The sequence below is a fragment of the Amycolatopsis sp. NPDC104587 genome (assembly GCF_055583645.1).
In genome coordinates this window covers 177,923-203,976 of record NZ_JBVJNO010000007.1, presented here as the reverse complement: position 1 = coordinate 203,976, position 26,054 = coordinate 177,923, and the positions used below count along the sequence as shown (strand labels likewise).

The 26,054-nt window shown below is 71.3% G+C and carries 27 protein-coding genes and 1 pseudogene; 7 read left to right on the top strand and 21 right to left on the bottom strand.

The features are described 5' to 3' along the window. Positions 1–106: 106 nt before the first annotated feature. Positions 107–1,138 (top strand): Gfo/Idh/MocA family protein, encoded by a 1,032-nt coding sequence (locus tag ACZ61C_RS22920; RefSeq protein WP_465309830.1) that lies wholly within the window; start codon positions 107–109, stop codon positions 1,136–1,138. Continuing rightward, a complete protein-coding gene (locus ACZ61C_RS22915; protein WP_465309829.1) occupies positions 1,138–2,037 on the top strand; it encodes a TIGR03621 family F420-dependent LLM class oxidoreductase in 900 nt (299 codons plus the stop codon). The genes ACZ61C_RS22920 and ACZ61C_RS22915 overlap by 1 nt, the downstream gene beginning before the upstream one ends. On the opposite strand, the gene ACZ61C_RS22910 is transcribed toward ACZ61C_RS22915, so the two are convergent. The 8 genes from ACZ61C_RS22910 to thyX form a co-directional block, all read right to left on the bottom strand. Further along, complete coding sequence (locus ACZ61C_RS22910) at positions 2,034–3,680, bottom strand: VWA domain-containing protein (protein ID WP_465309828.1); 1,647 nt, start codon at positions 3,678–3,680, stop codon at positions 2,034–2,036. The two genes, ACZ61C_RS22915 and ACZ61C_RS22910, sit on opposite strands and share 4 nt — an antisense overlap. Positions 3,681–4,019: 339 nt before the next feature. After that, complete coding sequence (locus ACZ61C_RS22905; RefSeq protein ID WP_465309827.1) at positions 4,020–5,717, bottom strand: ribonuclease J; 1,698 nt, start codon at positions 5,715–5,717, stop codon at positions 4,020–4,022. Then, positions 5,714–6,727 carry a 4-hydroxy-tetrahydrodipicolinate synthase gene (gene dapA / locus ACZ61C_RS22900; RefSeq protein WP_465309826.1) on the bottom strand — a complete coding sequence of 338 codons (1,014 nt, stop codon included), beginning with the start codon at positions 6,725–6,727 and terminating at the stop codon, positions 5,714–5,716. The genes ACZ61C_RS22905 and dapA overlap by 4 nt, the downstream gene beginning before the upstream one ends. Before the next feature lie 102 nt (positions 6,728–6,829). Beyond that, complete coding sequence (locus ACZ61C_RS22895) at positions 6,830–8,314, bottom strand: serine/threonine-protein kinase (protein WP_465309825.1); 1,485 nt, start codon at positions 8,312–8,314, stop codon at positions 6,830–6,832. A gap of 70 nt (positions 8,315–8,384) precedes the next feature. Further along, positions 8,385–8,828, bottom strand: a complete 444-nt coding sequence (locus tag ACZ61C_RS22890; RefSeq protein WP_465309824.1) for a hypothetical protein — start codon at positions 8,826–8,828, stop codon at positions 8,385–8,387. Positions 8,829–8,851: 23 nt separating this feature from the next. Next, positions 8,852–10,093, bottom strand: a complete 1,242-nt coding sequence (locus ACZ61C_RS22885) for an Nramp family divalent metal transporter (RefSeq protein WP_465309823.1) — start codon at positions 10,091–10,093, stop codon at positions 8,852–8,854. Between the two features lie 129 nt (positions 10,094–10,222). Further along, positions 10,223–10,621, bottom strand: coding sequence for an ACT domain-containing protein (locus ACZ61C_RS22880; protein WP_465309822.1), 399 nt, complete (start codon positions 10,619–10,621; stop codon positions 10,223–10,225). Further along, the gene (gene thyX, locus ACZ61C_RS22875) at positions 10,621–11,373 is read right to left on the bottom strand and encodes an FAD-dependent thymidylate synthase (RefSeq protein WP_465309821.1); all 753 of its coding nucleotides are present in this window, start codon (positions 11,371–11,373) and stop codon (positions 10,621–10,623) included. Before thyX ends, ACZ61C_RS22880 begins: the two co-directional genes overlap by 1 nt. Positions 11,374–11,484: 111 nt before the next feature. Between thyX and ACZ61C_RS22870 the strand changes: the two genes are divergently transcribed. Continuing rightward, entirely contained in the window at positions 11,485–12,003 is a 519-nt protein-coding gene (locus ACZ61C_RS22870; protein ID WP_465309820.1) for a toxin-antitoxin system HicB family antitoxin, read from the top strand. 11 nt (positions 12,004–12,014) lie between these two features. After that, a complete protein-coding gene (locus ACZ61C_RS22865; RefSeq protein WP_465309819.1) occupies positions 12,015–12,959 on the top strand; it encodes a DUF4097 family beta strand repeat-containing protein in 945 nt (314 codons plus the stop codon). 123 nt (positions 12,960–13,082) lie between these two features. Here the strand turns inward: ACZ61C_RS22865 and ACZ61C_RS22860 are convergent, their stop codons facing one another. Further along, entirely contained in the window at positions 13,083–13,790 is a 708-nt protein-coding gene (locus tag ACZ61C_RS22860; RefSeq protein WP_465309818.1) for an alpha/beta fold hydrolase, read from the bottom strand. 75 nt (positions 13,791–13,865) lie between these two features. On the opposite strand from ACZ61C_RS22860, the gene ACZ61C_RS22855 reads away from it, so the two are divergent. Continuing rightward, complete coding sequence (locus tag ACZ61C_RS22855; protein WP_465309817.1) at positions 13,866–14,447, top strand: TetR/AcrR family transcriptional regulator; 582 nt, start codon at positions 13,866–13,868, stop codon at positions 14,445–14,447. A 4-nt stretch (positions 14,448–14,451) separates the two neighbouring features. On the opposite strand, the gene ACZ61C_RS22850 is transcribed toward ACZ61C_RS22855, so the two are convergent. Further along, entirely contained in the window at positions 14,452–15,666 is a 1,215-nt protein-coding gene (locus ACZ61C_RS22850; protein WP_465309816.1) for a winged helix-turn-helix domain-containing protein, read from the bottom strand. A 59-nt stretch (positions 15,667–15,725) separates the two neighbouring features. Here ACZ61C_RS22850 and ACZ61C_RS22845 point away from each other — a divergent pair, with 59 nt between their 5' ends. Next, on the top strand, positions 15,726–16,283 hold the full coding sequence (locus ACZ61C_RS22845) for a GNAT family N-acetyltransferase (RefSeq protein WP_465309815.1): 558 nt from the start codon (positions 15,726–15,728) through the stop codon (positions 16,281–16,283). Between the two features lie 66 nt (positions 16,284–16,349). On the opposite strand, the pseudogene ACZ61C_RS22840 reads toward ACZ61C_RS22845, so the two are convergent. Then, positions 16,350–16,946, bottom strand: a pseudogene (locus ACZ61C_RS22840) (GtrA family protein); the annotation flags it as partial. Between ACZ61C_RS22840 and ACZ61C_RS22835 the strand changes: the two are divergent. Continuing rightward, entirely contained in the window at positions 16,900–17,418 is a 519-nt protein-coding gene (locus ACZ61C_RS22835) for a hypothetical protein (RefSeq protein WP_465309814.1), read from the top strand. The pseudogene ACZ61C_RS22840 and the gene ACZ61C_RS22835 sit on opposite strands and share 47 nt — an antisense overlap. A gap of 241 nt (positions 17,419–17,659) precedes the next feature. Here the strand turns inward: ACZ61C_RS22835 and ACZ61C_RS22830 are convergent, their stop codons facing one another. The 10 genes from ACZ61C_RS22830 to ACZ61C_RS22785 all read right to left on the bottom strand — a co-directional run bounded on the left by ACZ61C_RS22830 (position 17,660) and on the right by ACZ61C_RS22785 (position 25,998). Beyond that, positions 17,660–17,839, bottom strand: a complete 180-nt coding sequence (locus ACZ61C_RS22830; RefSeq protein WP_465309813.1) for a DUF397 domain-containing protein — start codon at positions 17,837–17,839, stop codon at positions 17,660–17,662. A 12-nt stretch (positions 17,840–17,851) separates the two neighbouring features. Next, entirely contained in the window at positions 17,852–18,685 is an 834-nt protein-coding gene (locus tag ACZ61C_RS22825; protein WP_465309812.1) for a helix-turn-helix domain-containing protein, read from the bottom strand. 23 nt (positions 18,686–18,708) lie between these two features. Further along, positions 18,709–19,461, bottom strand: a complete 753-nt coding sequence (locus tag ACZ61C_RS22820; RefSeq protein ID WP_465309811.1) for a hypothetical protein — start codon at positions 19,459–19,461, stop codon at positions 18,709–18,711. A gap of 31 nt (positions 19,462–19,492) precedes the next feature. Continuing rightward, the gene (locus tag ACZ61C_RS22815; protein ID WP_465309810.1) at positions 19,493–19,939 is read right to left on the bottom strand and encodes a tetratricopeptide repeat protein; all 447 of its coding nucleotides are present in this window, start codon (positions 19,937–19,939) and stop codon (positions 19,493–19,495) included. Further along, on the bottom strand, positions 19,936–20,676 hold the full coding sequence (gene dapB / locus ACZ61C_RS22810; protein ID WP_465309809.1) for a 4-hydroxy-tetrahydrodipicolinate reductase: 741 nt from the start codon (positions 20,674–20,676) through the stop codon (positions 19,936–19,938). The genes ACZ61C_RS22815 and dapB overlap by 4 nt, the downstream gene beginning before the upstream one ends. Continuing rightward, the gene (locus ACZ61C_RS22805) at positions 20,673–22,037 is read right to left on the bottom strand and encodes a M16 family metallopeptidase (RefSeq protein WP_465309808.1); all 1,365 of its coding nucleotides are present in this window, start codon (positions 22,035–22,037) and stop codon (positions 20,673–20,675) included. Before ACZ61C_RS22805 ends, dapB begins: the two co-directional genes overlap by 4 nt. A gap of 95 nt (positions 22,038–22,132) precedes the next feature. Next, positions 22,133–24,379: a polyribonucleotide nucleotidyltransferase gene (locus tag ACZ61C_RS22800; RefSeq protein ID WP_465309807.1), complete on the bottom strand. Its 2,247-nt coding sequence runs from the start codon at positions 24,377–24,379 to the stop codon at positions 22,133–22,135. A 230-nt stretch (positions 24,380–24,609) separates the two neighbouring features. Then, entirely contained in the window at positions 24,610–24,879 is a 270-nt protein-coding gene (gene rpsO / locus ACZ61C_RS22795) for a 30S ribosomal protein S15 (protein ID WP_155545968.1), read from the bottom strand. A gap of 142 nt (positions 24,880–25,021) precedes the next feature. Continuing rightward, positions 25,022–25,525, bottom strand: a complete 504-nt coding sequence (thpR, locus tag ACZ61C_RS22790; protein WP_465309806.1) for an RNA 2',3'-cyclic phosphodiesterase — start codon at positions 25,523–25,525, stop codon at positions 25,022–25,024. Further along, a complete protein-coding gene (locus ACZ61C_RS22785; RefSeq protein ID WP_465309805.1) occupies positions 25,525–25,998 on the bottom strand; it encodes an XRE family transcriptional regulator in 474 nt (157 codons plus the stop codon). The genes thpR and ACZ61C_RS22785 overlap by 1 nt, the downstream gene beginning before the upstream one ends. Positions 25,999–26,054: the final 56 nt, after the last annotated feature.

The window sequence follows — 26,054 nt, the reverse complement described above, 5'->3', positions numbered from 1 at the left end:
CCGGCGCTAGTGATTCACTCGACGCCATTTTGAGCACTCACGGAGTCGCCGGTGCGGATCCGGCCGCCCTACCGTCGACGCGACCCGCCGACCGAAGGAGTAGCTCGTGAGTGACGCAAAAGCTCCCGGCGGCGATCCGCTGCGGTTCGGGATCCTCGGCGCGGCCACGATCGCCACCTACGCGATGGGCCAGGCCGCGGCGGCGAGCGGCGACCGGCTGGTGGCCGTCGCCGCGCGGGACCGCGGCCGGGCCCAGGCGTTCGCCACGGCCCACAAGGTGGAAAAGGTCCACGACGACTACGCGGCGGTCCTCGCCGACCCCGAGGTCGAGGTGGTCTACGTCCCGCTCCCCAACGGCATGCACGGCGCGTGGACCCGCGCGGCCATCGCCGCCGGCAAGCACGTCCTCGTCGAGAAGCCGTTCGCGGCCAACGCGGCCGAGGCCGCGGAGGTCGCCGCGGTCGCCCGCGACGCCGGAGTCGTTGTGGTGGAAGCGGTCCACAACATGCACCACCCGGTGCTGCGACGGCTGTTCGAGATCGTCGGCTCCGGTGAGCTCGGCCGGATCACCCGCGTCGAGACGTCGGTGCGCATGCTCCCGCCGCCCGACGGCGACCTGCGGTGGTCGTGGGACCTCGCCGGCGGGGTGCTGATGGACCTCGGCTGTTACGCGCTGCACCTCCAGCGGCAGCTGGGCGCCTTCGCGGGCGGGGAACCGAAGGTCGTCACGGCTTCGGGCACCGAGCGCTCGCCCGGCGTGGACAGCTCGATCACCGCCGACCTGCTGTTCCCCGACGGCGCGACCGGCTACCTGCACTGCGACATGGACGCCGACGTCGTCTGGTCGAGCAGCGCCCGGGTGGTCGGTGAGCGTGGCGAGGCGCTCGTCTGCGACCCGGTCCTCCCCCAGTTCGACGACCGGATCGTCGTCACCGGACCGGACGGCGAACGCACCGAGCGGCTCGGCACCGACGCGAGCTACTACTTCCAGCTCGAAGCGCTCCGGGCGCACCTGCGCTCGGGAGCGGAGTTCCCGTACGGGCTCGACGACACCGTGGCCACCGCCGAGCTGATCGACGCGGTGTACCACGCGGCCGGGTTCCCGTTGCGCCGGCGCACAACACTGAGGAGCGCGTGATGACCGACCCGACGCAGCGGCCGCTTCGCTTCGGTGTGAACATGACCTACCCCGCGCCGGGCGCGAAGTGGGCGGAGAAGTGCCGCGCGGCCGAGGCCGCCGGCTACAGCGTGATCTCCATGCCCGACCACCTGGTGGCGCCCGACCCTCGCGTCGCGCGGGACCACCCGGCGACGCCGTCGCCCTTCCCGGGTCTGGTCCTCGCCGCCGCCGCGACGGAAAAGGCCCGCGCCGGCACGCTCGTCCTCAACACCGCCTTCTACAACCCGCTGATCCTCGCGCGGGACGTCGCGACGACGGCCACCTTGCTGGGGGGCCGGCTCGAACTGGGGCTCGGCACCGGGTACGACCGGACGGAGGTCGAGTCCGCGGGCCTGCAGTGGAAGAGCCCGGGCGAGCGCATCACCCACCTCGAGGCGATCGTCGACGCGATCCACGCGGCCGTGACCGAGGCCGGCGCACCCCCGCCGCCGTTGCTGATCGGCGCCCGGGGTCCCCGCATGCTGCGCTACACCGCTTCGGTGGCGGACATCATCGGCTTCACCGGGATCGAGAAAGCCGCCGACGGGGTCACCCTCCGGATCGCCGAGCACGACGAGGTGGCGCGGCACGTCGCCGTGGCCCAGGAAGCGCTGGGCTCTCGCGCCGGCGACGTCGAGTTCAACCTCCAGATCGCCAAGGTGATCGTCACCGACGACCGCGAAACGGCCGCCGCCGAGTTCGCGAACCTGCTCGGGATGGAGACACGGCAGATCTCCCACGCGCCGAGCCTGCTCATCGGCACCGTCGAAGAAATCGCCGAGCAGGTCCGGTACAACCACCGGAAGTTCGGCTTCAGCTATTTCTCGGTGATCGAGGCCGACCACCAAGAATTCGCGAAGGTCATTCCGCACCTCTAACCACCGGCGATCCGGCTCAGGGCCGCGAAGAACACACCCGTGATCTTCGCCGGGTCCGGGGCGACGAAGGCCTGCCCACCGGTCGCCGCGGTCAGCTGGTCCAGCTCGGGCTGGTCCGCGTCCGGGCCGACACCCACGCCGATCAGCGGGATCGGGCGGCGCGGGTCCTGCAGCTTCGCCAGCTCGGCCAGCAGGTCCGCGCGGGAGATGCCGTGCGGGTCCTCGTTGCGGCCGTCGGTCATCACGATGACCAGGTTCAGCCGGCCGGGCTCCCACTCCCGCCGCGCCGTGCGGTACGTGTCGAGAATGCTGTCGTAGAGCCCGGTTCCGCCGTCCGGCGTGGCTTTGAGCTGGCTCAGCTTCTCGAGCGCGCCGCCGGCCAGGTGCTGGGACACCGCGGCCATCGGCAGGATCTCGCGGTAGTCCTTGTCGCCGTCGAGCCGGGTCGAGAACGCCAGCATGCGCAGCCGGGTCGTCGGCCGGAACAGGTGCAGGGCCTTCGCGGTGGCCTGCGTCGTCAGCTGCATCCGGTTCAGCCCGGTGCCCGGCACCTGCGCGTTCATCGACCCCGAGACGTCCAGCAGCACCTGCACCCGCGCGCTCAGGTTGACCCCGGCCCACTGGCCGAGCAGCTCGTCGACGCTCGCGGCGGGCGGCAGGTTCGCGGTGCGGATGCCGGCCGGGGCCACCCGCGGGTCGTCGGCGTGGTCGCGCAGCGCCTGCCCACCCGCGGCGCGCAGGCCGGTCTTCGTGATGGCGTCGGCGCCCGCGTCGCCGAGCAGCGCGTCCCGCAGCGCCTCGACGACCGGTCGCTGCGCCGGGGTGATCCCGCCCAGCTCGGCGAACGGGTAGTCCAGCGTCGGCACGGCGGTCGAGTAGACGGCGACGAGGGGCGACGCCGTGTCCTCGATGTTGTGGCGCAGCAAGGAGTTCTCCGACACGGGGAAGGTCGTCACCGCGGCCGTGCCGCTCGGGTCGCCCGAGCCCGGCAGCCGGGCGATCAGGTCGGTCTCGCCGCCGAGTGTGTTCGCCGAAAACCGCCGCAGCAGGGCGACGTAGGCGGCCGCGGGCTCGGCCGCCGTCCGGACGGTCTCCCGCAGGCCGAGCAGCGCCGACGCGCCGACCGCGTCGCGGGCCGGGTCCGGGATCCCCGGGACGGCCCCCGGTGCACCCAGGACGTCGGTCCAGCTCGGCGTGCGCTCGGGCCAGCCGAGGCCCTTGGCCACGTCTTCGGCGACGGCGAGCACGACGGGCGAGCTGGCCACCGACGCCCCGGACTCGGGCACGTCGGCGGCGCCGAGCTGACGCGCGCGGCGCAGGGCGAGGGTGGAGTCCGGCACCCAGACCTGCGCCCGCGGGCTGCCGTCGGAGAGGGCGAGCCGCTCGGCGGCCGGCGTCGCCTCCCGGGTCTCCACCGCGACCGAGGCGCACGACAGGTCGAGACCCCGCGCGACGAGCGAAAGCGCAGGCGCGATGTCGGCGGACGCGGTGACCAGCACCTGTACGGGCTGCTGACACGGCGGCTTCGCGGTCACGACCGAAACGGTGACCCAGGCGCCGGCCCCGAGGACGAGCACCAGCGCCGTGGCCACGACGGGAACCAGCAGCCGGCGTCGTCTTCCGTCCGGCGAGTGACGTCCCATCGGCGCGGCCTCTCTACGCGAGGCGAGGTGGGACCCAGGTTAGCCCGCGGCCGACTGCCACCACGTGCTCCGGACGGCCTAACAGCCGTACCCCTTAGGGGAAATCCTCATCCTGCGGAGGGATCCGGCCCCTCCCGGAGCGGGATGTCCGCGCCCGGCGGGCCCGAAACACTGGTCCGCATGAAGCCGACACGAGCCGACCGGCGCCGGGCTCGCCGGGCACTGGTGCGCCAGAGCGTCACCGTCGCCTTCGCGCTGCTGGTGAGCAAGCTGGCCGGGTGAAACGCGGAACGCCCTCCGCGCTCCAGGGGGAGGCGAAGGGCGTTCCGCGGACCGAACTCAGACCGGGATGACCGTCGGGACGATCATCGGGCGGCGGCGGTAGGTGTCGGCCACCCAGCGGCCGACCACCCGGCGGACCGCCTGCGCGATCCGGTGGGTGTCGGTGATGCCTTCGGCCTCCGTGCGCGCCAGCTCCATCTCCACCAGCGGCACGACGGCGGCGAGCGCCTTCGGGTCGTCGGAGAAGCCGCGGCCGGACACCGTCGGGGCGCTGACCGGGCGGCCGGTGGCCGATTCGATCGCGACGCTGATCGAGATGAACCCGCCCTCACCGAGGACCAGCCGGTCGGACAGGGTCGACTCGCCGACGTCGCCGACCGAGAGGCCGTCGACGTAGACGTGCCCGACCTCGACGCGGCCGGTGCGGGAGGCCTTGCCGTCGACCAGGTCGACCACCACGCCGTCTTCGGCGATCACCACGTTGTCCGCCGCGACGCCGGTGCGGATCGCCAGCTCGGCGTTGGCCTTCAGGTGCTTCCACTCGCCGTGGACCGGCATCACGTTGCTCGGGCGCACCGCGTTGTACAGGTAGAGCAGCTCCCCCGCCGACGCGTGCCCGGACACGTGCACCTTCGCGTTGCCCTGGTGCACGACGTTCGCACCGAGCCGGGTCAGGCCGTTCACCACGCCGAACACCGCGGTCTCGTTGCCCGGGATCATCGAGCTGGCCAGCACGACGGTGTCACCCGCGCGGATCGAAATCTGCCGGTGCTCACCACGCGCCATGCGCGAAAGCGCCGAGAGCGGCTCACCCTGGGAACCCGTCGAGACGAACAGGACCTTGCTCTCCGGCAGGGTGCTCGCCTGGTCGAGGTCGACCAGCAGGCCGTCCGGGACGTTGAGCAGGCCCAGCTCGGCCGCGATGCCCATGTTGCGGACCATCGACCGGCCGACGAACGCGATCCGGCGGCCGTGCCGGACCGCGGCGTCGAGGACCTGCTGGACGCGGTGCACGTGGCTGGCGAAACAGGCCACGATCACGCGCTGGTCGACGCGGCGGATGACGTCGTCGAGCACCGGGCCGATGTCGCGCTCGGGCATGACGAACCCGGGGACCTCGGCGTTGGTCGAGTCGACGCAGAACAGGTCGACACCCTCGTCGCCGAGCCGGGAGAACCCGGCCAGGTCGGTGAGGCGCCCGTCCAGCGGGAGCTGGTCGAGCTTGATGTCGCCGGTGTGCAGGACGACGCCCGCCGGGGTGCGGATGGCGACGGCCAGCGCGTCCGGGATCGAGTGGTTCACCGCGAAGAACTCGAGGTTGAACACGCCGACGTCGCGGCGCTCGCCCTCGCGGACCTCGATCAGCTTCGGCCGCTGCCGGTGCTCCTTGGCCTTCGCCGCGAGCAGCGCGTTGGTGAACCGCGAGCCGTAGATCGGCAGGTCCGGCCGCAGGCGCAGGAGGAACGGGACGGCGCCGATGTGGTCCTCGTGCCCGTGGGTGAGCACGAGGCCCTCGATGTCGTCGAGGCGGTCTTCGATCGCGCGGAAGTCCGGCAGGATCAGGTCGACGCCGGGCTGGTCGTCCTCGGGGAAGAGCACCCCGCAGTCGACGATGAGCAGCCGGCCGCCGAACTCGAAGACGGTCATGTTGCGCCCGACTTCGCCGATGCCGCCCAGCGCGACTACGCGCAGGGCTCCGGCGGGCAGTGCGGGCGGGGCGTTGGTGGGGCCTGGACCGGGGGGAAGTGAGCTCACCGAGGCAGGGTCCCAACGCTGGTGTGCGAGGTCGGCGCCACGTAGGCGGCCCTCGAATCTGCTTGTGCCACCCGCTCACCATGCCAGTCCTGGGCCGCCGTGTCGCCCAGCGGCACGCCGCCCTGGGCCAGATCGGCGGCGATCAGGGCGGTCAGGTCGGCGGTCGGCGCCACGATCGGGAGCCGCGGGGCGCCGATGTCGAAGCCGCGCAGCCGCAGCGCCGCCTTGCTGAACGCGACCCCGCCGACCCGCGACATCGCGCGCAGCACCGGAAGCATGCCGCGGTGGTTGGTGCGCGCGGTGGAGGTGTCGCCGTTCTCGTAGGCGTCGATCATCGCGCGGATCCGGCCCGCGACGACGTGACCGATCACACTCACCACGCCGGTGCCGCCGACGGAGATCCAGGGCAGGTTCAGCCCGTCGTCACCGGAGTAGTACGCGAGGTGGGTGTTGGCGATGACCTCGGAGCCGGCGATCAGGTCGCCCTTGGCGTCCTTGACCGCGACGATCCGCGGGTGCTCGGCCAGCCGCAGCAGCGTGTCGACCTCGATCGGGACGACCGAGCGCGGCGGGATGTCGTAGAGCATCACCGGCAGCTCGGTCGTGTCGGCGACCGTGGTGAAGTGCGCGTACAGCCCGGCCTGGCTGGGCCGCGAGTAATACGGGGTGACGACCAGCAGGCCGTGCGCGCCCGCGGCTTCGGCCTGCCGGGCCTGCTCGATGCTGTGCGCGGTGTTGTTGGTGCCCGCGCCGGCCACGATCGTCGCCCGGTCGCCGACGGCCTCGACCACCGCGCGGATCAGCTCCTGCTTCTCCGTGTCGCTCGTCGTCGGGCTCTCGCCGGTGGTGCCGTTGAGGACGAGACCGTCGTTGCCCAGCTCCACGAGGTGCTCGGCGAGCTCCTGCGCCCGCTTGAGGTCCAGTGCGCCCTCGGCGTCGAAGGGGGTCGCCATCGCGGTGAGCACACGCCCGAACGGCCGTCCGGGCGCTGCGGTAGGTGGGGTGGACATGCCCAGACGGTACCCCGTCCGCCCGGCGAAAACCGCGCCGACCTGGTCACCCCCGGCCAAGTGCGGAGGATTTCCGCGAGTCGGCCGCTCGTCGCGGAACTTCTACTTGACCTTGGTCACGATCGGCGCGGAGATCGGGCCGCCGTCGGCCTTGGCGAGCACGCAGTAGAACTCGCGCGTGGGGTATTCGCCGCTTTCGGTGGGGACGCTCTGCCACTCCTGCTGGGTCGGCACGAGCGCCCGGTACTTGAGGCCGTCGCGCTTGGCCTCCGGGACGAGCGACGAGCGGAACGAGGTCGCGCAGCGCGCCTCGGCCGCCGCGGTGGCGGCGGCCTGCCCCGGGTACGCCGCGACCGCCGCGTCGGTGTCGTTCCAGTTCGTGGTGCCGATGACGTCGCCGGCGTCGTAGATCTCGAGGGTGTGGCTGTCCTTGCAGTCCCCGTCGTTGTCCCCGCTGATGACCCCGCCGTCCTGGACCGCCGCGTTGTAGCAGGGGTAGCTGGAGCTGGCGTCGACGCGCATCTGGCCGCCGAGGCCGAACGTCACCGTCGGCAGCTTCTGCTCGTCGACGGCCGGGGTCTCGAACGCCTTGCCCGCGAAGAAGCCGCCGGCCAGGGCCGCGACGACCGCCACCGCGGCGAGCGAGAGCCACAGCACGCGGAGGTTCCGCTTCGGCGGCTGCGGCGCCATCCGCGTCACCGGCTGGACCATCGCGGTGCCGCCCGGCGGGGTCGGCCGCACGCCCTGCGCCGTGGTCAGCAGGTTCTGCGCCTGGGCGGCGGTGAGGCGCGCGTCGGGGTTGGCGACGAGCAGGCCGAGGATCGCCGCGGCGATCGGGCCCTGGCCGCGGGTGAGGTACGGGATCTCGGTCATGATCGCGTGCAGCGTCGCGGCGGTGGTCGCGCGCTCGAACGGGATCGAGCCCTCGACGGCGAAGAACAGCGTCGCGCCGAGCGACCACAGGTCGGACGCGGGCAGCGCTTCGCGGCCTTCGACGCGCTCCGGCGCCATGAACGCGGGCGAGCCGACGATCATGCCGCTGGTGGTCAGGCGCGGGTCGTCGACGGCGTGGGCGATGCCGAAGTCGGTGAGCTTCACGCGGCCGTCCGGCCCGACCAGGATGTTCGCCGGCTTGACGTCGCGGTGCACGATCCCGGCCGCGTGGGCCGCCTGCAGCGCGGCCAGCACCCGCTCCCCCATCAGCGCGGCCTGCGCGGCCGGCATCGGGCCGCGCTGGCGCACGAGGTCCGCCAGCGACGGTGCCTCGACGAGCTCCATCACGATGAACGTCGTGCCGCCGTCGGTGACGACGTCGTAGACCGTGACGACGGCGGGGTCGTTGAGCCGCCCGCCGGTGCGCACCTCGCGCAGCGCGCGCTCGGAGAACACCGCGGCGGACTCGGCGTCGGGCAGCCGCAGCTCCTTGACCGCCACCTGGCGGCCGATGACCTGGTCCTGGGCCCGCCAGACGACACCCATGCCGCCCCGGCCGAGCTCACCGAGCAGGGCGTAACGGCCGGCGACAACCCGCTGACCAGGCGTGACGGGCGCCTGCGGCGGGTACGGCCGGGTCTGTTCGTCGGTCACGGTGCTCCTTCAAGCGGCGGTCGCGCAGATGCTAGTCGGACCGTCGCGCGCCGCCGAAGGTTCCACGAAATCAGGTCCGCTTGAAGGTCTCCCCGCGGTACGGGAGCCACCGGTAGCCGGGGGCGAAGTCGCTGAACTCGGCGCGCCGGCCGGTCGCGGCCCAGATGTCCTCGCTGACGACCAGACCGGGGAACCGCGTCAGGTTCGCGCCCTCGGCCATCAGCTCGTCGTAGCTGCGGAACCGGTCGGTCTCGACGCCGGCGAGGGCGTAGCGGTAGACCGGCGGGGCGGTGCGGAGCTGCCAGTAGAGCCGCCGCCCGGCCGCCGTCATCGCCGTGGCCTCCTCGCCGGACTGCGGGCCGGACTGGCTCACGCCTTCGGGGGCGACACCGCACCACCAGCCGGAGCCGTCGGAGAAGACACGCGCCGGCCAGCCGTCGAAGTGGCGTGCGAGGTCCCGGGCGTGGGTCTCCCGCCCTCCGCATTCGGCGTTCAGCGCGAAGATCCAGGCCATGGCTGCGGCCTCCCTGCTCTTGGTCAGCCGGTGAACGTCAAGTAGACCAGAACCAGGTTGAGGGTGATGATGACGGCCGCGATGAGACACGCCGCGACCGTCGTCAAGCGGTGGTTGGCGTCCGCGCCCATCAGGTCGCGGTCGGCGGTCAGCCGGATCAGCGGCACGAGCGCGAACGGGATCCCGAACGACAGCACGACCTGCGAGACGACCAGCGCCGCGGACGGGTCGGCGCCCAGCGCCAGCACCACGATCGCCGGGGTGAGCGTGACGAGCCGGCGCAGGACCAGCGGGATCCGCTTGTGCAGCAGGCCCTGCATGATCATCGCGCCCGCGTACGCGCCCACCGACGTCGAGGCCAGGCCGGAGGCGAGCAGGCCGATCGCGAACATCAGCGCGATGCCCGGGCCGAGCGCCTGCGCGACAGCGCCGTGCGCGCCCTCGATGCTGTCGACGCCCTCCTGGCCCTGGAGGTTCGTCGCGGCGAGCAGCAGCATGCCGAGGTTCACCGCGCCGGCCAGCAGCATCGCCAGGCCGACGTCGGCGCGGGTGGCGCGCAGCAGCCGGCGGCGCGTGGTGACGTCCGGGAGCCCGTGCCGGTCGCGGACCAGGCCCGAGTGCAGGTAGACGGCGTGCGGCATGACGGTCGCGCCGAGCATCGCCGCGGCGATGAGGACGCTGCCGGAGCCGTCGAACCGCGGCACCAGCCCGCCGAGCGTCTCGGCCGCGGACGGCGGCTCGACGAACAGGCTGGCCAGGAACCCGATGGCGATGACCAGCAGCAGGCCGGTGACGACCCGTTCGAACGTCCGCTGGCCGCCGCGGTCCTGGACCGCCAGCAGCGTCAGCGAGACCGCGCCGGTGATCAGGCCGCCGACCACGAGCGGCAGGTCGAACAGCAGGTTCAGCGCGATCGCGCCGCCGACGACCTCGGCCAGGTCGGTGGCGATGGCGACGACCTCGGCCTGCAGCCAGTACGCCAGCCGCGCGGGCCGGGACAGCCGGGCGCGCAGGGCCTCCGGCAGCGACATGCCGCTGACCAGGCCGAGCTTCGCGGACAGGTACTGCACGAGGACGGCCATCAGGTTCGCCGCGACGATGACCCAGACCAGCAGGTAGCCGTAGCGGGCGCCGGCGCTGATGTTCGAGGCGACGTTGCCCGGGTCGACGTAGGCGATCGCGGCGACGAACGCCGGGCCCAGCAGGGCCGACCCGGTGCGCAGGCGCGACGTCAGCTTCGGCCGCGCGGCCTCGGTCACAGCCATGGCGCCTGCCTCTCAACCGGATGTCGGGGAACCCAAATCGAAGTTTAGGCGTGCCGAACTTTCGATTTCAAGGGTGACGGCTCTCACCCCCGTGCCGGGGGTACCCGTGAACCGGTCCGCGAAGCGGGATCAGGGGTGGGAGACCTCGTGGCCCGACTCGCGCAGGGCCTTCACCGCTTCGTCGAGGTCGGTGGCCCGGACCAGGATGTGGTCGGTGTCGAAAGTGGACATCGAGAACAGCGCCACCCCCGCTCCGGCCAGCTCGGACGCGAGCGCGGCGATGATGCCGGTGAGCGTGAACTCCAGCGGCCCGCGGACCGAGAGCAGCCGCCAGCCGTCCTCGGCCGCCGTGCTGCCGGCCGGCTCACGCCCGGCCGGGCAGATCACCGAAAGCTCTTCGGGTGTGCGCGTCACCGAGACGAACGCGGGTTCACCGGGAGCTAGCAGCTCCGCGGGGACGGGGGCGTCGGCGGGCAGCCGGACCACCGCGTATTCGCCGGGCCGGACGTCGATCGCGAGTCGTTTCATCAGCCTTCCAGGACCTTCGGGCTCGTGGCGATCTCGGTGCCGTCCGGCAACGTCGAGATGGTGAAGTCGGCGAACACGTTCGGCGCGGCCTTCTGCAGCTCCCGCAGGCACGCGACGGCCAGGTCGCGGAGCTCGACGTCGGCGTGCTCGGTGGCGCGCATCGCGACGAAGTGGCGCCAGGCGCGGTAGTTCCCGGTGACGACGATGCGCGTCTCGGTCGCGTTCGGCAGCACCGAGCGCGCCGCCTGGCGGGCCTGCTTGCGGCGCAGGCTCGCGGCCGGGGCGTCGGCGAACTTCTCTTCGAGCCCGGCGAGCAGCTCGGCGTAGGCCTCGGCGCTCGCCCGGGTCGCGGCGACGAACTTGGCGTGCAGCGCCGGGTCGTGGGCGATCACCGCCGGTTCGACGACGGCCGCGTCGCCCTCCGGCACGTACCGGCGGGAAAGCTGGGAGTAGGAGAAGTGGCGGTGCCGGATCAGCTCGTGGGTCAGCGAACGCGAGATCCCGGTGAGGTAGAAGGTCACCGAACCGTGCTCCAGCACCGCGAGGTGGCCGACGTCGATGATGTGCTCGAGGTAGCCGGCGTTGGTCGCGGTGACCGGGTTCGGCTTGTCCCACGACTGGTAGCAGGCCCGGCCGGCGAACTCGGCGAGCGCTTCGCCGCCGTCCGCGTCGGTCGACCACGGCACGTCCTCGGGCGGGAAGAACTCCGTCTTCGCGATCAGCTGCACCCTCGGTGCCCCAGTTCCGGCCACGTCCGCACTCCTTACGACGACTCCCGCCCGCAGCCTATCCGCGCGCGGCCGCCCACTCCCGGGGGACACGAGCTCCTTGACTGACACCACGAGTGACGTCATAGTGGTGTCATGGACCTGACGCCGTACATCGCCAACCTTCGCGAGGACCTCGCGAACACGGCTGCCGCCGGGGACGAGCAGACCCGGCGGGCGGCCGCGCTGCTGTCCTCCGCTCTCGAACCCGCCGTCCGCCTGACCCTGATGAACGCACTGGCCGACCTGGCCGCCGAGGTCACGGCCGCGCTGCCGGGCCAGGTGGTGGACGTGCGGCTCGACGGCCGGGACGTCCGCGTGGTCGTCACCGGAGCCGCCGAAGAGGAGCCGCCACCCCGGGCGACACCACGTGACACCACCATGCCACCGCTGATGGACGGCGGTGACATCTCGCGCATCACCCTGCGCCTGGTCGAGCAGATCAAGGGGCAGGCCGAACGCGCGGCGCAGGCGCAGGGCGTCTCGCTGAACACGTTCGTCTCCCAGGCGGTGCAGGGGGCGCTGGGGCACGGCTCGCTCGGCGCGGGCCCGAAGCACCACGGGAAGGGCGGCGGCCAGTCCGGCTCGCGCCTGCACGGCTGGGTCGAAGGCTGAGGGGAACGACGATGAGTGACGAAGACCAGACCACACCGCCGGCCGGGGAAACGCCGCCGCCTTCGTCGAACGACGAGCTGGCGCGGGTCGACGAGTTCGAGACCGACGTGCCGCTGGAGCTGGACCTGGGCGTGACGATCGGCCGCGTCGAGGTGGTCCTCGACGGGGACTCCGGCGCGCGGGTCGAGCTGCGGCACGACCAGGGTGAGCAGCAGCCGTGGGTGGCGGGCGTGAACAGCCTGCTGTCGTGGGTCGGCGAGCGGTTCGGCGACCAGCTGGGGGTCGACCCGGGCGCCTCCCCCGCCGAGGCGGTGCGGCAGAGCCGGATCGAGAAGCTCGGCAACCGCCTGGTCGTGCAGGCGCCCAAGGCGTGGCAGCTGCGGAACGTGGCGCTCGCGGTGAAGGTGCACGCGCCGGCGGGCTCGCACGTCGAGGTCCGGGCGGGCGCGGCGGACGTCACGGTGACGGGCTCGGCCGGCCGCGTCGACCTGCTGACCGGCTCCGGCGAGGTGAAGCTCGACCGCGCCGACGGCTCGGCGACGATCCGCACGGGCAGCGGAGCGATCAAGCTCGGCCCGACGCTGGGCGGGCTCCAGCTGCGCAGCGGCAGCGGCAGTGTCGAGGCGTCCTCGCTGGCCGGGTCGGCGACGCTGGCCACGGGCACGGGCGACGTCTGGCTGGGCGCGGTCTCGGGCGAGGTGATGGCCCGCACGGGCAGCGGCGACCTGTCGGTGGCCGACGCGGGCTCGGGCACGCTCGACCTGATCACGGGTTCGGGCGAGGTCCGGATCGGCATCCGCACCGGCACGGCGGCCGAGGTCGACCTGACCTCCAGCGGCGGCCGGGTGTCGAGCGAGCTGGACGTGTCCGACAGCGCCCCGGAGGGCGGCGTGAAGCTGAAGATCCGGGCGCGAACGGGCTCCGGCAACGCCGTGGTGACGCGCGCGGCCGGCTGAGTAAGGGGGAAGACGGGCCGTTTCCGGTGGGGCCGGGAACGGCCCGTCGCCACGCCTGGCGGCTGTCCGGTGCGTGCACCGGCCGGCTTCGAGACTCCGGCTCGGCTTGAGCGCTCGACTGCGCTATCCCGCGACCGCCGCCAGCCACTCCCGCGGCGCCTTCGCGTGGATCCGGTGGCCCACCGCGATCGTCGTCGTCTTGGCTGTCGGTAGGGCCTTCGCCAGCAGCTCGTACCGCGACTGGTCCAGGTGGCTCGACGGCCCACCGGCGAGGACCAGCGTCGGCGCCGTGATCCTCGCCAGTCCCGCCCACCACTCCGGCTGCGGTTCGCGCAGTCCCCTCAGCACGTCCCGCACCATCACCGGGTCGAACTTTCCGCTCACCCTCGCCAGCGCGCGCATCGCGAGACCCGCCGAACGCTTGCGTGCCGGTGGCGCGTCGGCGCGGGTTCGCCTCGGGACGGGCATTTCCTCGAGGACCAGCCGAGCGATCCGGCCGGGCCGTTCCCTGGCCACCAGGGTCGCTACCAACGCGCCGAGCGAGTGGCCGATCAGCACCACCCGGCCCTCGTCCGGCAGGGCCGCCAGCACCGCGTCGCGGAAGGCGGTCAGCGGGTAGGCGTCCAGCCGCGGGCCGCCCGGATGTCCCGGTAAGGCCGGGCAACGGACATCACCACCGAGCGCCGATCGCACGGGTTCCCAGGTGGCCGGGCTGCTCATGGCCGCGTGCACGCAGACCACGCCGGGGACGGCGCGCACCTCGCGGCGGGGCGAGGTGCGCGCCGTCTGGGCATCGGATCGTGGGGACGCCCCCGTCACCAGTTCGCTCACTCGTGCCCCCGTCCCCGCTCGTCCGATGCCCGGCACACTATAGCGACCGATCGGTCGTAAGATAAAGTACCGGTTATGAGCCCCCGGAAGTCCGCTGTCGAATCCCGCCAGACGAAGCAGCGGATCATCGACCACAGCCTGGCGCTGGCGTCCGTCGAAGGGCTCGAAGGCCTGACGATCGGCCGTCTCGCGACGGAGCTCGGCATGAGCAAGGCCGGGCTGCTGGGCCACTTCGGCACGAAGGAAGGCCTTCAGTTGGCGGTCATCGACGCGGCAGCGGCGCTCTTCGGCCGCGAAGTGCATGCCTCAGCGCCACCGGGACTGCCGAAGCTGAGGGCACTCTGCGAGGCGTGGGTCTCCTACCTCGAGCGAGACGTGTTGCCCGGCGGGTGTTTCTTCACGGCGGCAGCGTCCGAAGTGGACGGACGCCCGGGCCCGGTCCGCGACGCCGTGCTGGGCATGACCCAGCTCTGGCACCGCGACCTGCGCCTCCAGATCCGCCTGGCGGCGGACGAGCTGCCCCGGGGAACGGACCCGGACCAGCTGCTGTACGACATCGTGGGCGTGATGCTCACCCTCAACCTCTTCCGGCAGCTGCACCACGACCCGAGCGCCCCCGCAAGGGCCCGAGCGGCCCTCAGCCGGCTGCTGGGATAGCGGGTCAGCGCACCAGTTTTGCCAACGGCTTGGCCAGCTCCCCGCGCGTTCCGACGGCCACGTCGGACAACCCCAGCCACTCCGCCATGTGCTTCAGCTCCCCCGCCATCTCGGGGAGCACCCGGGCCAAGTCCGCGCCCTCCTCGGCGAACGCGCCCTGGACTCGCAGCAAGCCCGCCGCCCGGTCGGACTTCAAGTCCACCCGGCCGACCAGGGAACCGTCCAGCAGGAACGGGAACACGTAGTAGCCGTACACCCGCTTCGGCTCCGGGACGTAGATCTCGATGCGGTACCGGAACCCGAACAGCCGCTCGGTGCGAGCGCGTTCCCAGATCAGCGGGTCGAACGGGCACAACAGCGCCCGGCCCGGCACCGAACGCGGGGTCCGGGCAGCGGAATGCCGGTACGCCACCGCCTTCCAGCCCTGGACCGCGACCGGCTCCAGGACGCCCGACTCCACCAGCTCCGCCACCGCCTGCCGGGCCGGTGCCGGGCCCAGGCGGTAGTAGTCGCGCAGGTCCGTCTCCGTGGCCACGCCCAGCGCCCGCGCCGAGCGCTCGATCAGCCCGCGCGCGCCCTCCTCCGGGGTCACCGACATCGACAGGATCTCCGGCGGGACCACGCGCTCGGTCAGGTCGTACAGCCGCTCGAACGAGCGGCGGGTGCCCGTGGTCAGCTGGCCGACGCCGAACAGGTACTCGCAGACGCGCTTGACCTCCGACCGCTCCCACCACGAGCCCGGGCCGCGCCGCTGGGCGTCCGCCTCGACCTCGCGCTCGATGCCGCCCGCGCCGATCGGGCCCAGCTCCTTGACCACCGACAGGATCTCGTCGACCAGGCCCGGGGACTTCTCGATCAGCGGCCCGTAGTGCTTCCACCAGCCATCCCGCTTCGCGCCCGAGCGGATCAGCGGCCAGTCCTCGACCGGGAGCAGGCTCGCCTCGTGCGCCCACGTCTCGACCAGCATCCGGGGCTGCCGCGCCGAGTGCGCCCACGCGGCGCTGTCCAGCAGCGCCGGCTCGTACGCGCCCAGCCGCGAGAACACCGGCATGTAGTGCGCCCGGACCGCGACGTTCACCGAGTCCAGCTGCAGCAGCTGGACCCGCGACAGCACCCGTTTGAGATGCCGCCGGGAAACCGGACCGGGCGGACGGGGGTCGGCGAAGCCCTGTGCGGCCAGGAAGGTCTTCCGGGCCGTCGTGACGCTGATCGTTTGCATGGTCCCGTCATGGTGCCACCCACCACCGACAAAAACGCGCACCACTAGATTCAGCACTCATGAGCGACGCCGCCGTCCGCCCCGCCGACCTGTCCGACGCCGCGGAGATCGCCCGCATCCAGCGTGACACCTGGCACGCCGCCTACGAGGACCTCCTCGGCAAGCAGGCGCTCGCCGAGCTGGACGCGACCGACCTCGCCGGCACCTGGACCGAGACCATCGACTACCCGGGCAGCCTCGTCCACGTCGCCACCGAGGGCGAGTTCGTCGTCGGGTTCTGCGTCGCCGGCCGCGCGCCCGACGGCGAGGTCGCCGACGCCGAGGGCGGCCTGCCCGAGGACGCCGCCACCACCGGCCTGATCGCGACGCTGCTCGTCGAGCCGCGCTGGGGACGCCGCGGCCACGCCGGCCGCCTACTCGCGACCGCCGCCGCGGCCCTCCGGACCGACGGCGCCACGCGCGGCATCACCTGGGTCGCCCAGGGCGACCACGCCTCGCTCGGCTTCTACCGCCGGGCCGGCTGGAACCCCGACGCCACCGTCCGCACCCTCGACACCGGCGAGCGGCTGCTGCGCGAGGTCCGGCTCACCGGCACCCTCGATCTCGCCCTCACCTGAGTCCCGGAAGATCACCCACCGCATCACGGAGTACATGAAGACGCCCTCGCAGGCGCCCGCGAGCAGCCGCGACAGGTGGTATTCGACGCCCAGCGCCGTCAGCCCCGCGCCCACACCCAGCAAAAACGCCGCGTAATTGACAGCGATCGCACCGATGTAAAGGACAAGCTGGATTCCGACGGCGGCGTGGGAATGGAAGTTGAACGTCCGGTTCAGCACGAAGCTCAACCCGAACGCGCAGACGTAGGCGACCGTGATCGCGAGCCACACCGGCCAGCCGAGCAGGCCGTGGAAAACGGTGAGCAACCCGAGGTCGACGCCGAACGTCAGACCGTTGATGAGGCAGAAGCCCAGAAACGTCGGCGCCACGATCCGCGACAGACCCAGCGGAAGCACCCGCACGACGGTCTGGCAGAGGGCGCCGAATCGGTCAGCGGGCGTACGGAGTTGCTCGGCGGCCACGCCGCCAGCGTTCCAGCGGGAGGTGTCCGGAAGCCGTCGGGCAGGTGATCTTCTGGTGCTGACCACCCACCGAAGACGGGGGCTGACCCCAGTGTCCGGAGATTTCGAACTGATAACGTGAAGAGAACACGAGAGCTTTTCAGGAGGTGACACGATGAGCTGGATCCTGCTGACGCTGGGCGTCGCGTTCGGTTCGGCCATCGTGCCGCTGATCAACGCCGAAGTGTTCTTGATCGGGCTGTGCGCCAGTCATCCCGGGCTGCACTGGGTGTGGCTGGGGGCCGCGGTGGCCATCGGGCAGATCGCCGGGAAGACGCTGTATTTTCTTGCCGCGCGCGGGACGATCAAGCTGCCCAAGCCGCTGCACGACCGGCTGCACCGTGAACGGCCGATGACCGCTCGGCGGGTGCGCTGGCAGTTGCGGACGAAGCGGATTCGGGGCTGGGTCGACCGGCTGCGCGAGCGCTGTCATCGTCACCCGCACTGGATGGCGGGCACCTATGGGGTGAGCTCGCTGGTCGGCCTGCCGCCCTTCATGGCGACGAGCGTGCTGGCCGGGCTGGTGCGGATGCGCCTCGCGACGTTCCTGACCACGGGGCTCGCCGGAAGGTGGATCCGCTTCAGTTTGATAGCCGCTTCACCTGCGGTGTTCGCCGGATGGTTGCATCACTAAGCTTTTTGGGTCGCTGAGACCTTGGAGTCGCTAAAGCTTTGGAGTCACTGAGACTTTTGGGCCATAGAGACTTCGGAGCAACCAAGTCTTTGGCCATAGGGACTTCGTAGAAACGGCGCCTTTGGCCACAGCAACTTTGGAACGACTAAGCCTTTGGCCATGGAAGCTTGGAGCCGCTAAGCCTCTTGAGCCATGATGACTTTGGAGTCACCAAGACCCTTGAGTCATGTCGACTTTGGAGTCACCGAACTTCTTGAGTCACTAAGACTTTGGAGCAGAGCGCGGTCCAGGCGGCACGGGTTACGGTGAGCTGGCCGAGCCGGCGGGCCTTGGTGTCGCGGACGCCGACGGTGCCGGAGAGCGAAACCTCGACACAATCGGTTTCGGTTCCGCTGTGACTCGACTTGCGCCAGGTGAACACGTTGCCTCCGACCTATCGCGAGACCTCCCGCAGCAAGGCGAGAGAGGCATCTTCGCCGAGAGCTTTGCCGGTGATCAGCCTAGCCAGCGCGAGGTAGGTGCCGCCACTGTCACCTTCGTACAGGAAGCCGCTCGCGTGATGGTGCTCCAGATGCACGATGGCAGGCAGGGAGCCGAACTCGTAGACGATGAAGGGACCGATCAGGCCGGGATGGTAACCGGCATCCAACGGCACGATCCGCAGCGAGACGTTGGGCCGCTGCACCACTTCGACGAGATGATCGATCTGGTCGGACATGATGTCCTCATCGCCGACCTTGGTCCGGATCGCGGCTTCGCCGATGATGGCATGCAGGCGGACGGGTTCCGGTTTGGTGAGCACCGCCTGCCGGTGCAAACGCTTCACCAAGCGCCGGTCGACTTCTTCCTCGCCGATCCGCCCGGCGCTGAGGATGGCTCGGGCGTAGTCGGGGGTCTGGAGGAGCCCGGGAACGATCGCCGGAGTCCAGTTGGTCATCTTCGTGGCGGTGCGCTCGTATTCAATGATCCCGGTGAGCGCCGTGGGCAGGTCGGAGGGGTTCGAGTCGAGCCAGTTGGGGTCCTTCGCGTGCTTCGCCAAGTGCAGCAAGCGCTTCGTCACTTCGCGGCCCACGCGCAAATAGCCGAGGATCCGCGCCACCTCCTCCACTGGCGGCACCCTCTGCCCTCTTTCCCACTGGGACAACAACTGCGGATCGATCTCCAGCGCGCGTGAAAGTTCACGCAGCCCATATTTCCGCGCCTGACGTACTTCGCGCAGCGAAGCGGACAATGCCCTCGCACCAGGCGAAGCAGAAGTCGGTTTCATGGCAGTGATGGTACGAAGCGCTGTCATTTCCCGAATGAACGACAACTGTAAGCGAATTGCCACACCAGAACCCCGCAGGCCGCAACCCCGAACGCCCACCCGCCGACCGGTTCGGCCAGCACCGCCACCAGGAAACAGAACACCGCGAACCCGCCGAGGCCGCGCAGGACCCCGCGAACCGTCGCGGCCGCCGCCGAAGGGCCTCCCTGGGCCAGGGCGAACACCGCCACCACGCTCAGCGCCGTCGGGAACGGGGCCAGGACACCCGTCAGGTCCGGACCCAGGCGGCCGGCCGCGGCCGTCACCGCCAGGACGAGTCCCGCCGTCACCACGGCCCGCGCGGGCAGGTCCCACCACGGGAGCGTCACCGGTCTCGGCTCGCCCGGCGCAGGCAGCAGCCGCGCTCCCGCCAAGGCCGCTGCCCAGGCCAGGCCCAGCCCCGCCCAAGCCGGGACCGGTGCGAACGACAGCGCGAGATCCAGTGACAAGCACACCAGCCAGCCCACCAGCAGCGTGCCCGGCCAAGCGCGCGTCCGGCTCACCCGGGCGAACACCACCGCGAACGCCGCCAAGGACACCAGACCCAGCAGCGACGCCGACGCCGCCCGCGCGACGAACGCCGCGCCCTGCTCCAAGTACGTGATCAGCAGGATCGGGCCCGCCACCAGCGGCAGCGCGACCAGCAGACCGGTCAGACCCGGCCCCCAGCGGCGGCCGGCCAGCGACGACCCGACCACCAGCAGCGGCGCGAGCACGAGCTTCAGCAGCAGCGTCACTGATCCCAGTCTGCCAGGGACACCCGGGAACTCAGCGGTCGGCGGCTTCCAGCTCCACGGCCTTCTTCATCGTCTCGCGGGCCCGTCGCCGGTCGCCCGCGATGTCGTACGCGTACGCGAGCTTGTACCACGCCCGCCAGTTCTCCTGGTCCGCTTCCACCTCGGCACGGCGGTCCTGGAACCACGCGTCGGCCGCGTCGCGGTCGACACGACCCGATGGCCGGCGCGGCAGGTCCGAGACGTCCGGCAGCTCGCCTTCGGAGTCCAACCGCCGCGAGAGACGCTGGATCTGCAGGCCGTTGCGCCAGGTCACCACGACGATCCAGATCCCCAGGATCGGCAGCAGCAGCACCCCGACGCCCAGCGCGATGCCCGCGCCGGTGCCGGACGCGAACAGCGCGAACGCCCGGTCGGCGAGCAGGACCAGGTAGACGACCAGCGCCGCCGTCATCAGCAGCGCGATGTTGCGAGCCTTCACAGGTCGAGCACGTTCTCCAGGCCGACCGTCAGGCCGGGGCGCGCCACCACCGTGCGCACGCCGAGCAGCACCCCCGGCATGAACGACGTCCGGTCGAGCGAGTCGTGCCGGATGGTCAGGGTCTCCCCCTCGCCCCCGAACAGGATCTCCTCGTGCGCCACGAGACCCGGCAGCCGGACCGAGTGCACGTGGACGTCCTCGACCGAGGCGCCGCGGGCGCCGTCGAGCTCCGACGTCGTCGCGTCCGGACCCGGCTGCACGCCCGCCTCGGCCCGCGCCGCGGCGATCATCCGCGCGGTGTGGGCGGCGGTGCCCGAAGGCGCGTCGGCCTTGCGGTTGTGGTGCAGCTCGATGATCTCGGCCGAGGCGTAGAACTTGGCCGCCTGGGCCGCGAACCGCATCGCCAGAACCGCGCCGAGCGCGAAGTTCGGCGCGATCAGCACCCCCAGCGACGGCTTCGGCTCCAGCAGCGCGCGCAGCTCGGCCAACCGCGACTCGCTGAAGCCCGTCGTGCCGACCACCGCGTGGATGTCGTGCGAGATCAGGTACTTCAGGTTGTCCATCACGGCGTCGGGGTGGGTGAAGTCGACCACGACCTCGGCCTCGGCCAGCGCCGAGAAGTCATCGCCCGCGTCCAAAGCGGCGACGACCTTCATGTCGCCTGCCCCCTCGACGGCGTTCACCACCGTCGCGCCCATCCGGCCGCGAGCGCCGAGCACACCGACGTTGATGGTCATGAAGCGATCACCTCGTGCAAGTCGTCGGGCAGGTCGTCGGCGTGAGCGTACGGCCCGACGACCGCCGCCGCCGAGACCCCGCCCGGCCGCGCGAACAAAGTGCGAGCGAGCGCACACACGTCCTCGGTGGTGACGGCGTCGATGCGGGCGATCGTGTCGTCGACGCCGAGATAACGCGCGTAGTTGAGCTCGGTCTTGCCGAGCCGCGACATCCGCGACGACGTGTCCTCCAGGCCCAGCACCAGCCCGCCGCGCAGCTGGCCCTTCGCGCGGGCCACCTCGGCTTCGGTCAGGCCGTCGACGCCGACCTTGTCGAGGACCTCGCGGATCACGCCCGCGACGTCGCCGAGCTTCTCCGGCTGGCAGCCCGCGTACACGGACATGTGGCCGGTGTCGGAGTAGCTCGCGACCGACGAGTACACCTGGTACGCCAGCCCGCGCTGCTCGCGGATCTCCTGGAACAGCCGCGAGCTCATGCCGCCGCCGAGGGCCGCGTTGAGCACCGACAGCGCGAAACGGCGCTCGTCGTGACGCGACAGCGACCGCAGGCCGAGCATGACGTGCGCCTGCTCGGTGTCGTCGGTGTGCAGGGCCAGCTTCGGCGGGGTCTTGATCCGGGCGCGGCCCTCCCGCGGCGCGACCGGCGTGGCCGTGCCGTCCAGGCGGCCGCGCAAAGCCTTGCGCACCAGCCGGAGCACCTGGCTGTGGTCGACGTTCCCGGCCACCGCCAGCACCATCCGGGGCAGCGTGTAACGGCGCTTGTAGAAGTTCCGCAGCGCGGCGGGCGACATCTCGATGATCGACTTCTCGGTGCCGAGCACCGGACGCCCGAGCGGGTGCTCACCGAGGATCGCGCTGACGAACGTCTCGTGCAGCAGGTCCTCGGGGTCGTCGTCGCGCATCGAGATCTCCTCGAGCACGACGCTGCGTTCCATGTCCATGTCGCGGTCGGTGCACAGCGCCTCGAACACGACGTCGGTGACCAGGTCGACGGCCAGCGGGAGGTCGGCGTCGAGCACCTGCGCGTAGTAGCAGGTGTGCTCCTTCGCCGTGAAGGCGTTGAACTCGCCGCCGACGGCGTCGATCTCCTCGGCGATCTGCGTGGCGTCGCGGTTCTTCGTGCCCTTGAACAGCAGGTGCTCGAGGTAGTGCGCGGCGCCGGCGACGGCCACCGGCTCGTCGCGGGAGCCGATGCCGACCCACAGCCCGACCGTGGCCGAGCGGGACGCCGGGACGTGCTCGGTGATCACGCGCAGGCCGCCGGGCAGCACACTGCGCTTGACGACCGCGCCGTCCGGAGTGGACTCCAGCGTGCGGGTGGTGCCGACGGGCTGCTCGTGCCCGGAAACCTGCCGTGCCATGGGTTCCTTACTCACGATGCCGTGAAGGCCCCCTCGCCGGAAACGACGAGGAGGCCTTCGACGGAACTGTCTTGAACCGGACTAGCCGGGGCTGATCAGGCGTCGGCCTTCTCGGCGTCGGCGGCGGGCGCGGCACCCTCGGCGGGGGCCTCGTCTTCCTTGACGACGATCAGGCTGATCTTGCCGCGGTTGTCGATGTCGGCGATCTCGACGCGGAGCTTGTCGCCCACGTTGACGACGTCCTCGACCTTGGCGATCCGCTTGCCGTTGCCCAGCTTGGAGATGTGCACCAGGCCGTCCTTGCCCGGCAGCAGCGAGACGAACGCGCCGAACGCGGCCGTCTTCACCACGGTGCCGAGGAAACGCTCGCCGACCTTGGGCAGCTGCGGGTTGGCGATGGCGTTGATCAGGTCGATCGCCGCCTCCGCCGACGGGCCGTCGGCCGCGCCCACGTAGATCGTGCCGTCGTCCTCGATGGAGATGTCGGCGCCGGTCTGCTCGGTGATCGAGTTGATCATCTTGCCCTTCGGGCCGATGACCTCGCCGATCTTGTCGACCGGGATCTTCACGCTGGTGACGCGCGGCGAGAACGGGCTCATCTCGTCCGGGCCGTCGATCGCCTCGGCGATGACCTCCAGGATGGTGAGGCGAGCGTCCTTCGCCTGCTTCAGCGCGGCGGCGAGCACCTCCGACGGGATGCCGTCGAGCTTGGTGTCCAGCTGCAGGGCGGTGATGATGTCCTTGGTGCCGGCGACCTTGAAGTCCATGTCGCCCATGGCGTCCTCGGCCCCGAGGATGTCGGTCAGCGCGACATAACGCGTCTCGCCGTCGACCTCGTCGGAGATGAGGCCCATCGCGATGCCCGCGACCGGCGCCTTCAGCGGCACACCGGCGTTGTACAGGCCCATGGTGGACGCGCAGACCGAGCCCATCGACGTCGAGCCGTTGGAGCCCAGCGCCTCGGAGACCTGGCGGATCGCGTACGGGAACTCGTCCCGCTTCGGCAGCACCGGCACCAGGGCGCGCTCGGCGAGCATGCCGTGGCCGATTTCGCGGCGCTTCGGCGAACCGACGCGGCCGGTCTCACCGGTGGAGAAGGGCGGGAAGTTGTAGTGGTGCAGGTAGCGCTTGTGCGTCTCCGGGGAGAGCGAGTCGATCTGCTGCTCCATGCGGAGCATGTTCAGCGTGGTGACACCCAGGATCTGGGTTTCCCCTCGCTCAAAGAGTGCCGAGCCGTGCGCCCGCGGGATCACGGCGACCTCGGCCGAAAGCGACCGGATGTCGGTGAGGCCACGGCCGTCCATGCGGATCTTGTCCGTGAGGACGCGCTTGCGCATGACCTTCTTGGACAGCGCCTTGAACGCGGCGCCGATCTCCTTCTCGCGGCCCTCGAAGGCTTCGCCCTCGCCGATGCCGACCTTCTCCAGGACGGCGGCCTTGACCTCGTCGGTCGCGGCGTCACGGGCCTGCTTGCCGGCGATCTGCAGGGCGTTCGCCAGGTCGTCGGTCGCGATCGCGGCGACGGCCTCGAAGGCGTCCTGCTCGTAGGCCAGGAAGACCGGGAACTCGCCGGTCGGCTTGGCGGCGACCTCGGCCAGCTTCTGCTGGGCCTCGCACAGCACCTTGATGAACGGCTTCGCGGCCTCGAGGCCCTCGGCGACCGAGACCTCGTCCGGCGCCTTGCCGCCCGCGGCGATCAGGTCGAGCGTGTGCTCGGTGCCCTCGGCCTCGACCATCATGATCGCGACGTCGTCACCGACGATGCGGCCTGCGACGACCATGTTGAAGGTCGCCTTCTCCAGCTGCGACCAGGTCGGGAACGCGACCCACTGGTCCTCGATCAGGGCGACGCGCACGCCACCGACCGGGCCCGAGAACGGCAGGCCGGCGATCTGGGTCGACGCCGAAGCGGCGTTGATGGCCAGCACGTCGTACGGGTCGTCCGGGTTGAGGCTCTGGACGGTGATGACGACCTGGATCTCGTTGCGGAGACCGTCGGTGAACGACGGGCGCAGCGGCCGGTCGATCAGGCGGCAGGTCAGGATCGCGTCCGTGGAGGGCCGGCCCTCGCGGCGGAAGAACGCGCCCGGGATGCGGCCCGCGGCGTACATGCGCTCTTCGACGTCCACGGTCAGCGGGAAGAAGTCGAAGTGGTCCTTCGGGTGCTTCGACGCCGTGGTCGCCGAGAGCAGCATGGTCTCTTCGTCGAGGTAAGCCACGACGGCGCCGGCGGCCTGCTTGGCCAGGCGGCCCGTCTCGAAGCGGACGGTGCGGGTGCCGAACCGGCCGTTGTCGATCACGGCTTCGGTCTCGTGCACGGTGACTCCGGTGGAGTCGGTCATAGATGTTTCTCCTCTTTGGTTCCTTCTATCCGGCGCGAGTCTCCCACCCTGGGACCCGTTTCGCCTGAGGACGCTCGAGGAGAGGTGCCGGTCTTCGATCGAAGCCCCCGGGACGCTTCCCGGGAACCACTACCGAGGACCGGCGGACGGTTCCTCGGGCGCGCTCGCGCCGTTGTTCTTTTCGGACCGAGGGGGAGCGACCGATGTGGTCACTCCCCCTCGGGTTCAAGCTATCGGCGCAGGCCGAGGCGCTGGATCAGCGCACGGTAACGCTCGATGTCCACCTTCATCACGTAGTTCAGCAGCCGGCGGCGACGGCCGACCAGCAGCAGGAGCCCGCGACGCGAGTGGTGGTCGTGCTTGTGAGCCTTGAGGTGCTCGGTGAGGCCGACGATCCGCTTGGTCAGCAGCGCGACCTGGGCCTCGGGGGATCCCGTGTCCGAGTCGTGCACGCCGTACTCGGCCAGGATCGACTTCTTGTCTTCGGTGGACAGCGCCACTTGTGTTGCTCCTCGATGATCAGTGCCGTGCGGCCCCGGACGCGGAATGAACGCCGGGAAGACGGTCACGGCCGCCACGGACTGCAGCCGGACCCGGTCACGACGTTACCATTCAGGCCGCAAGCGCCCCTGAGCAGGGCCTTCAGGCGTCGTCCAGCCCGAACGAGCGAACCACCCGGTAGCGGCTCCCGCCCGGCTGGCGCTCGCTGGTCATCAGCACGACGTGCGTGGCGGTCCAGCTCCGGCTGGTGAAACCGGCCAGCGCCGATGTCCAACGTCCGGCACGCTCCGGTTCTTCCCGGGGGAACCGCGCGAGCGTCAGGTGGGCCCGGTACGGCCTCGCTTCGGCGCCGGCCCCCGCGGCGTGCGCGAGGGGCGTCAGCTGTGCTCCGGCGGCAGTCAACCACAGCACCCCGGGGAACGTCGCGGCCTTTTCCAGCCGGACGTCGACCGCGGGCCGCCCGGCCAGGCGCTCGCCCAGCCAGGCCCCGCGGACGTCCAGGTCGTCCTGGCCGTAGTAGGCGAGCGTGATGTGCCAGCGCTCCGGCGGCTCCCAGCGCAGGCCGTCGTCCGGGTCGGCCAGGGCCTCGGCGACCGCCTCGACGACGTCGGCGGGCGGGACGAGCGCGCTGAACAGGACCGGCATCAGGCGCCGTGGCCCGCCCGGCGGAGCAGGTCGGCGATGGCCGGGAAGTCGTCGTCGAGCCGCTTGGCGGCCTCGCCCAGGTCTTCGTCCTCGGCCAGGTCGCGCAGGTAGGTGAGGACGGCCTGGTCGTCGTTGACCACCGGGATGTTGTCGCGGCCGACGGTGGGCCGGGAGTCGCGGACGTCCTCGAGCGCGGCCAGCATCGCGTCGCGGTTGCCGGCGGCGACCTCGGGCACCAGGATCTTGCGCTCGAGCATGATCATCCTGGCCAGCACGACGGGGTTGCCGATCTTGGCCCGGCGTCCGCTCATCACCTGGCTGAGCATCGGGGCGCTGATGCCGAGGACCTCGGCCAGGAACGCCTGCGAAACGTCGAACGCGACCACGAGGCGGCGCACCCGGTCACCCAGCGGCTCGCCGTACCACTCCCGCTGCAGCGCGATGTTCCGCTGGACGATCTTGTGGTCCTCCACCAGTTCCGCTCCCCTAAACCCGCTCGCCCGCTCTGCCTGAGCATCTTGCCACCGCT

Excerpts from the sequence above, each read along its gene's own strand:
- ACZ61C_RS22870 (WP_465309820.1), top strand. The coding sequence starts at position 11,485 with ATGGACCTGACGCCGTACATCGCCAACCTTCGCGAGGACCTCGCGAAC.
- ACZ61C_RS22885 (WP_465309823.1), bottom strand. The coding sequence starts at position 10,093 with ATGGCTGTGACCGAGGCCGCGCGGCCGAAGCTGACGTCGCGCCTGCGC.
- ACZ61C_RS22865 (WP_465309819.1), top strand. The coding sequence starts at position 12,015 with ATGAGTGACGAAGACCAGACCACACCGCCGGCCGGGGAAACGCCGCCG.
- ACZ61C_RS22880 (WP_465309822.1), bottom strand. The coding sequence starts at position 10,621 with ATGAAACGACTCGCGATCGACGTCCGGCCCGGCGAATACGCGGTGGTC.
- ACZ61C_RS22825 (WP_465309812.1), bottom strand. The coding sequence starts at position 18,685 with ATGAAACCGACTTCTGCTTCGCCTGGTGCGAGGGCATTGTCCGCTTCG.
- ACZ61C_RS22845 (WP_465309815.1), top strand. The coding sequence starts at position 15,726 with ATGAGCGACGCCGCCGTCCGCCCCGCCGACCTGTCCGACGCCGCGGAG.
- ACZ61C_RS22910 (WP_465309828.1), bottom strand. The coding sequence starts at position 3,680 with ATGGGACGTCACTCGCCGGACGGAAGACGACGCCGGCTGCTGGTTCCC.
- ACZ61C_RS22800 (WP_465309807.1), bottom strand. The coding sequence starts at position 24,379 with ATGACCGACTCCACCGGAGTCACCGTGCACGAGACCGAAGCCGTGATC.
- dapA (WP_465309826.1), bottom strand. The coding sequence starts at position 6,727 with ATGTCCACCCCACCTACCGCAGCGCCCGGACGGCCGTTCGGGCGTGTG.
- ACZ61C_RS22890 (WP_465309824.1), bottom strand. The coding sequence starts at position 8,828 with ATGGCCTGGATCTTCGCGCTGAACGCCGAATGCGGAGGGCGGGAGACC.
- ACZ61C_RS22850 (WP_465309816.1), bottom strand. The coding sequence starts at position 15,666 with ATGCAAACGATCAGCGTCACGACGGCCCGGAAGACCTTCCTGGCCGCA.
- ACZ61C_RS22835 (WP_465309814.1), top strand. The coding sequence starts at position 16,900 with ATGAGCTGGATCCTGCTGACGCTGGGCGTCGCGTTCGGTTCGGCCATC.
- ACZ61C_RS22915 (WP_465309829.1), top strand. The coding sequence starts at position 1,138 with ATGACCGACCCGACGCAGCGGCCGCTTCGCTTCGGTGTGAACATGACC.
- dapB (WP_465309809.1), bottom strand. The coding sequence starts at position 20,676 with ATGACCATCAACGTCGGTGTGCTCGGCGCTCGCGGCCGGATGGGCGCG.
- thpR (WP_465309806.1), bottom strand. The coding sequence starts at position 25,525 with ATGCCGGTCCTGTTCAGCGCGCTCGTCCCGCCCGCCGACGTCGTCGAG.
- ACZ61C_RS22855 (WP_465309817.1), top strand. The coding sequence starts at position 13,866 with ATGAGCCCCCGGAAGTCCGCTGTCGAATCCCGCCAGACGAAGCAGCGG.
- ACZ61C_RS22805 (WP_465309808.1), bottom strand. The coding sequence starts at position 22,037 with ATGGCACGGCAGGTTTCCGGGCACGAGCAGCCCGTCGGCACCACCCGC.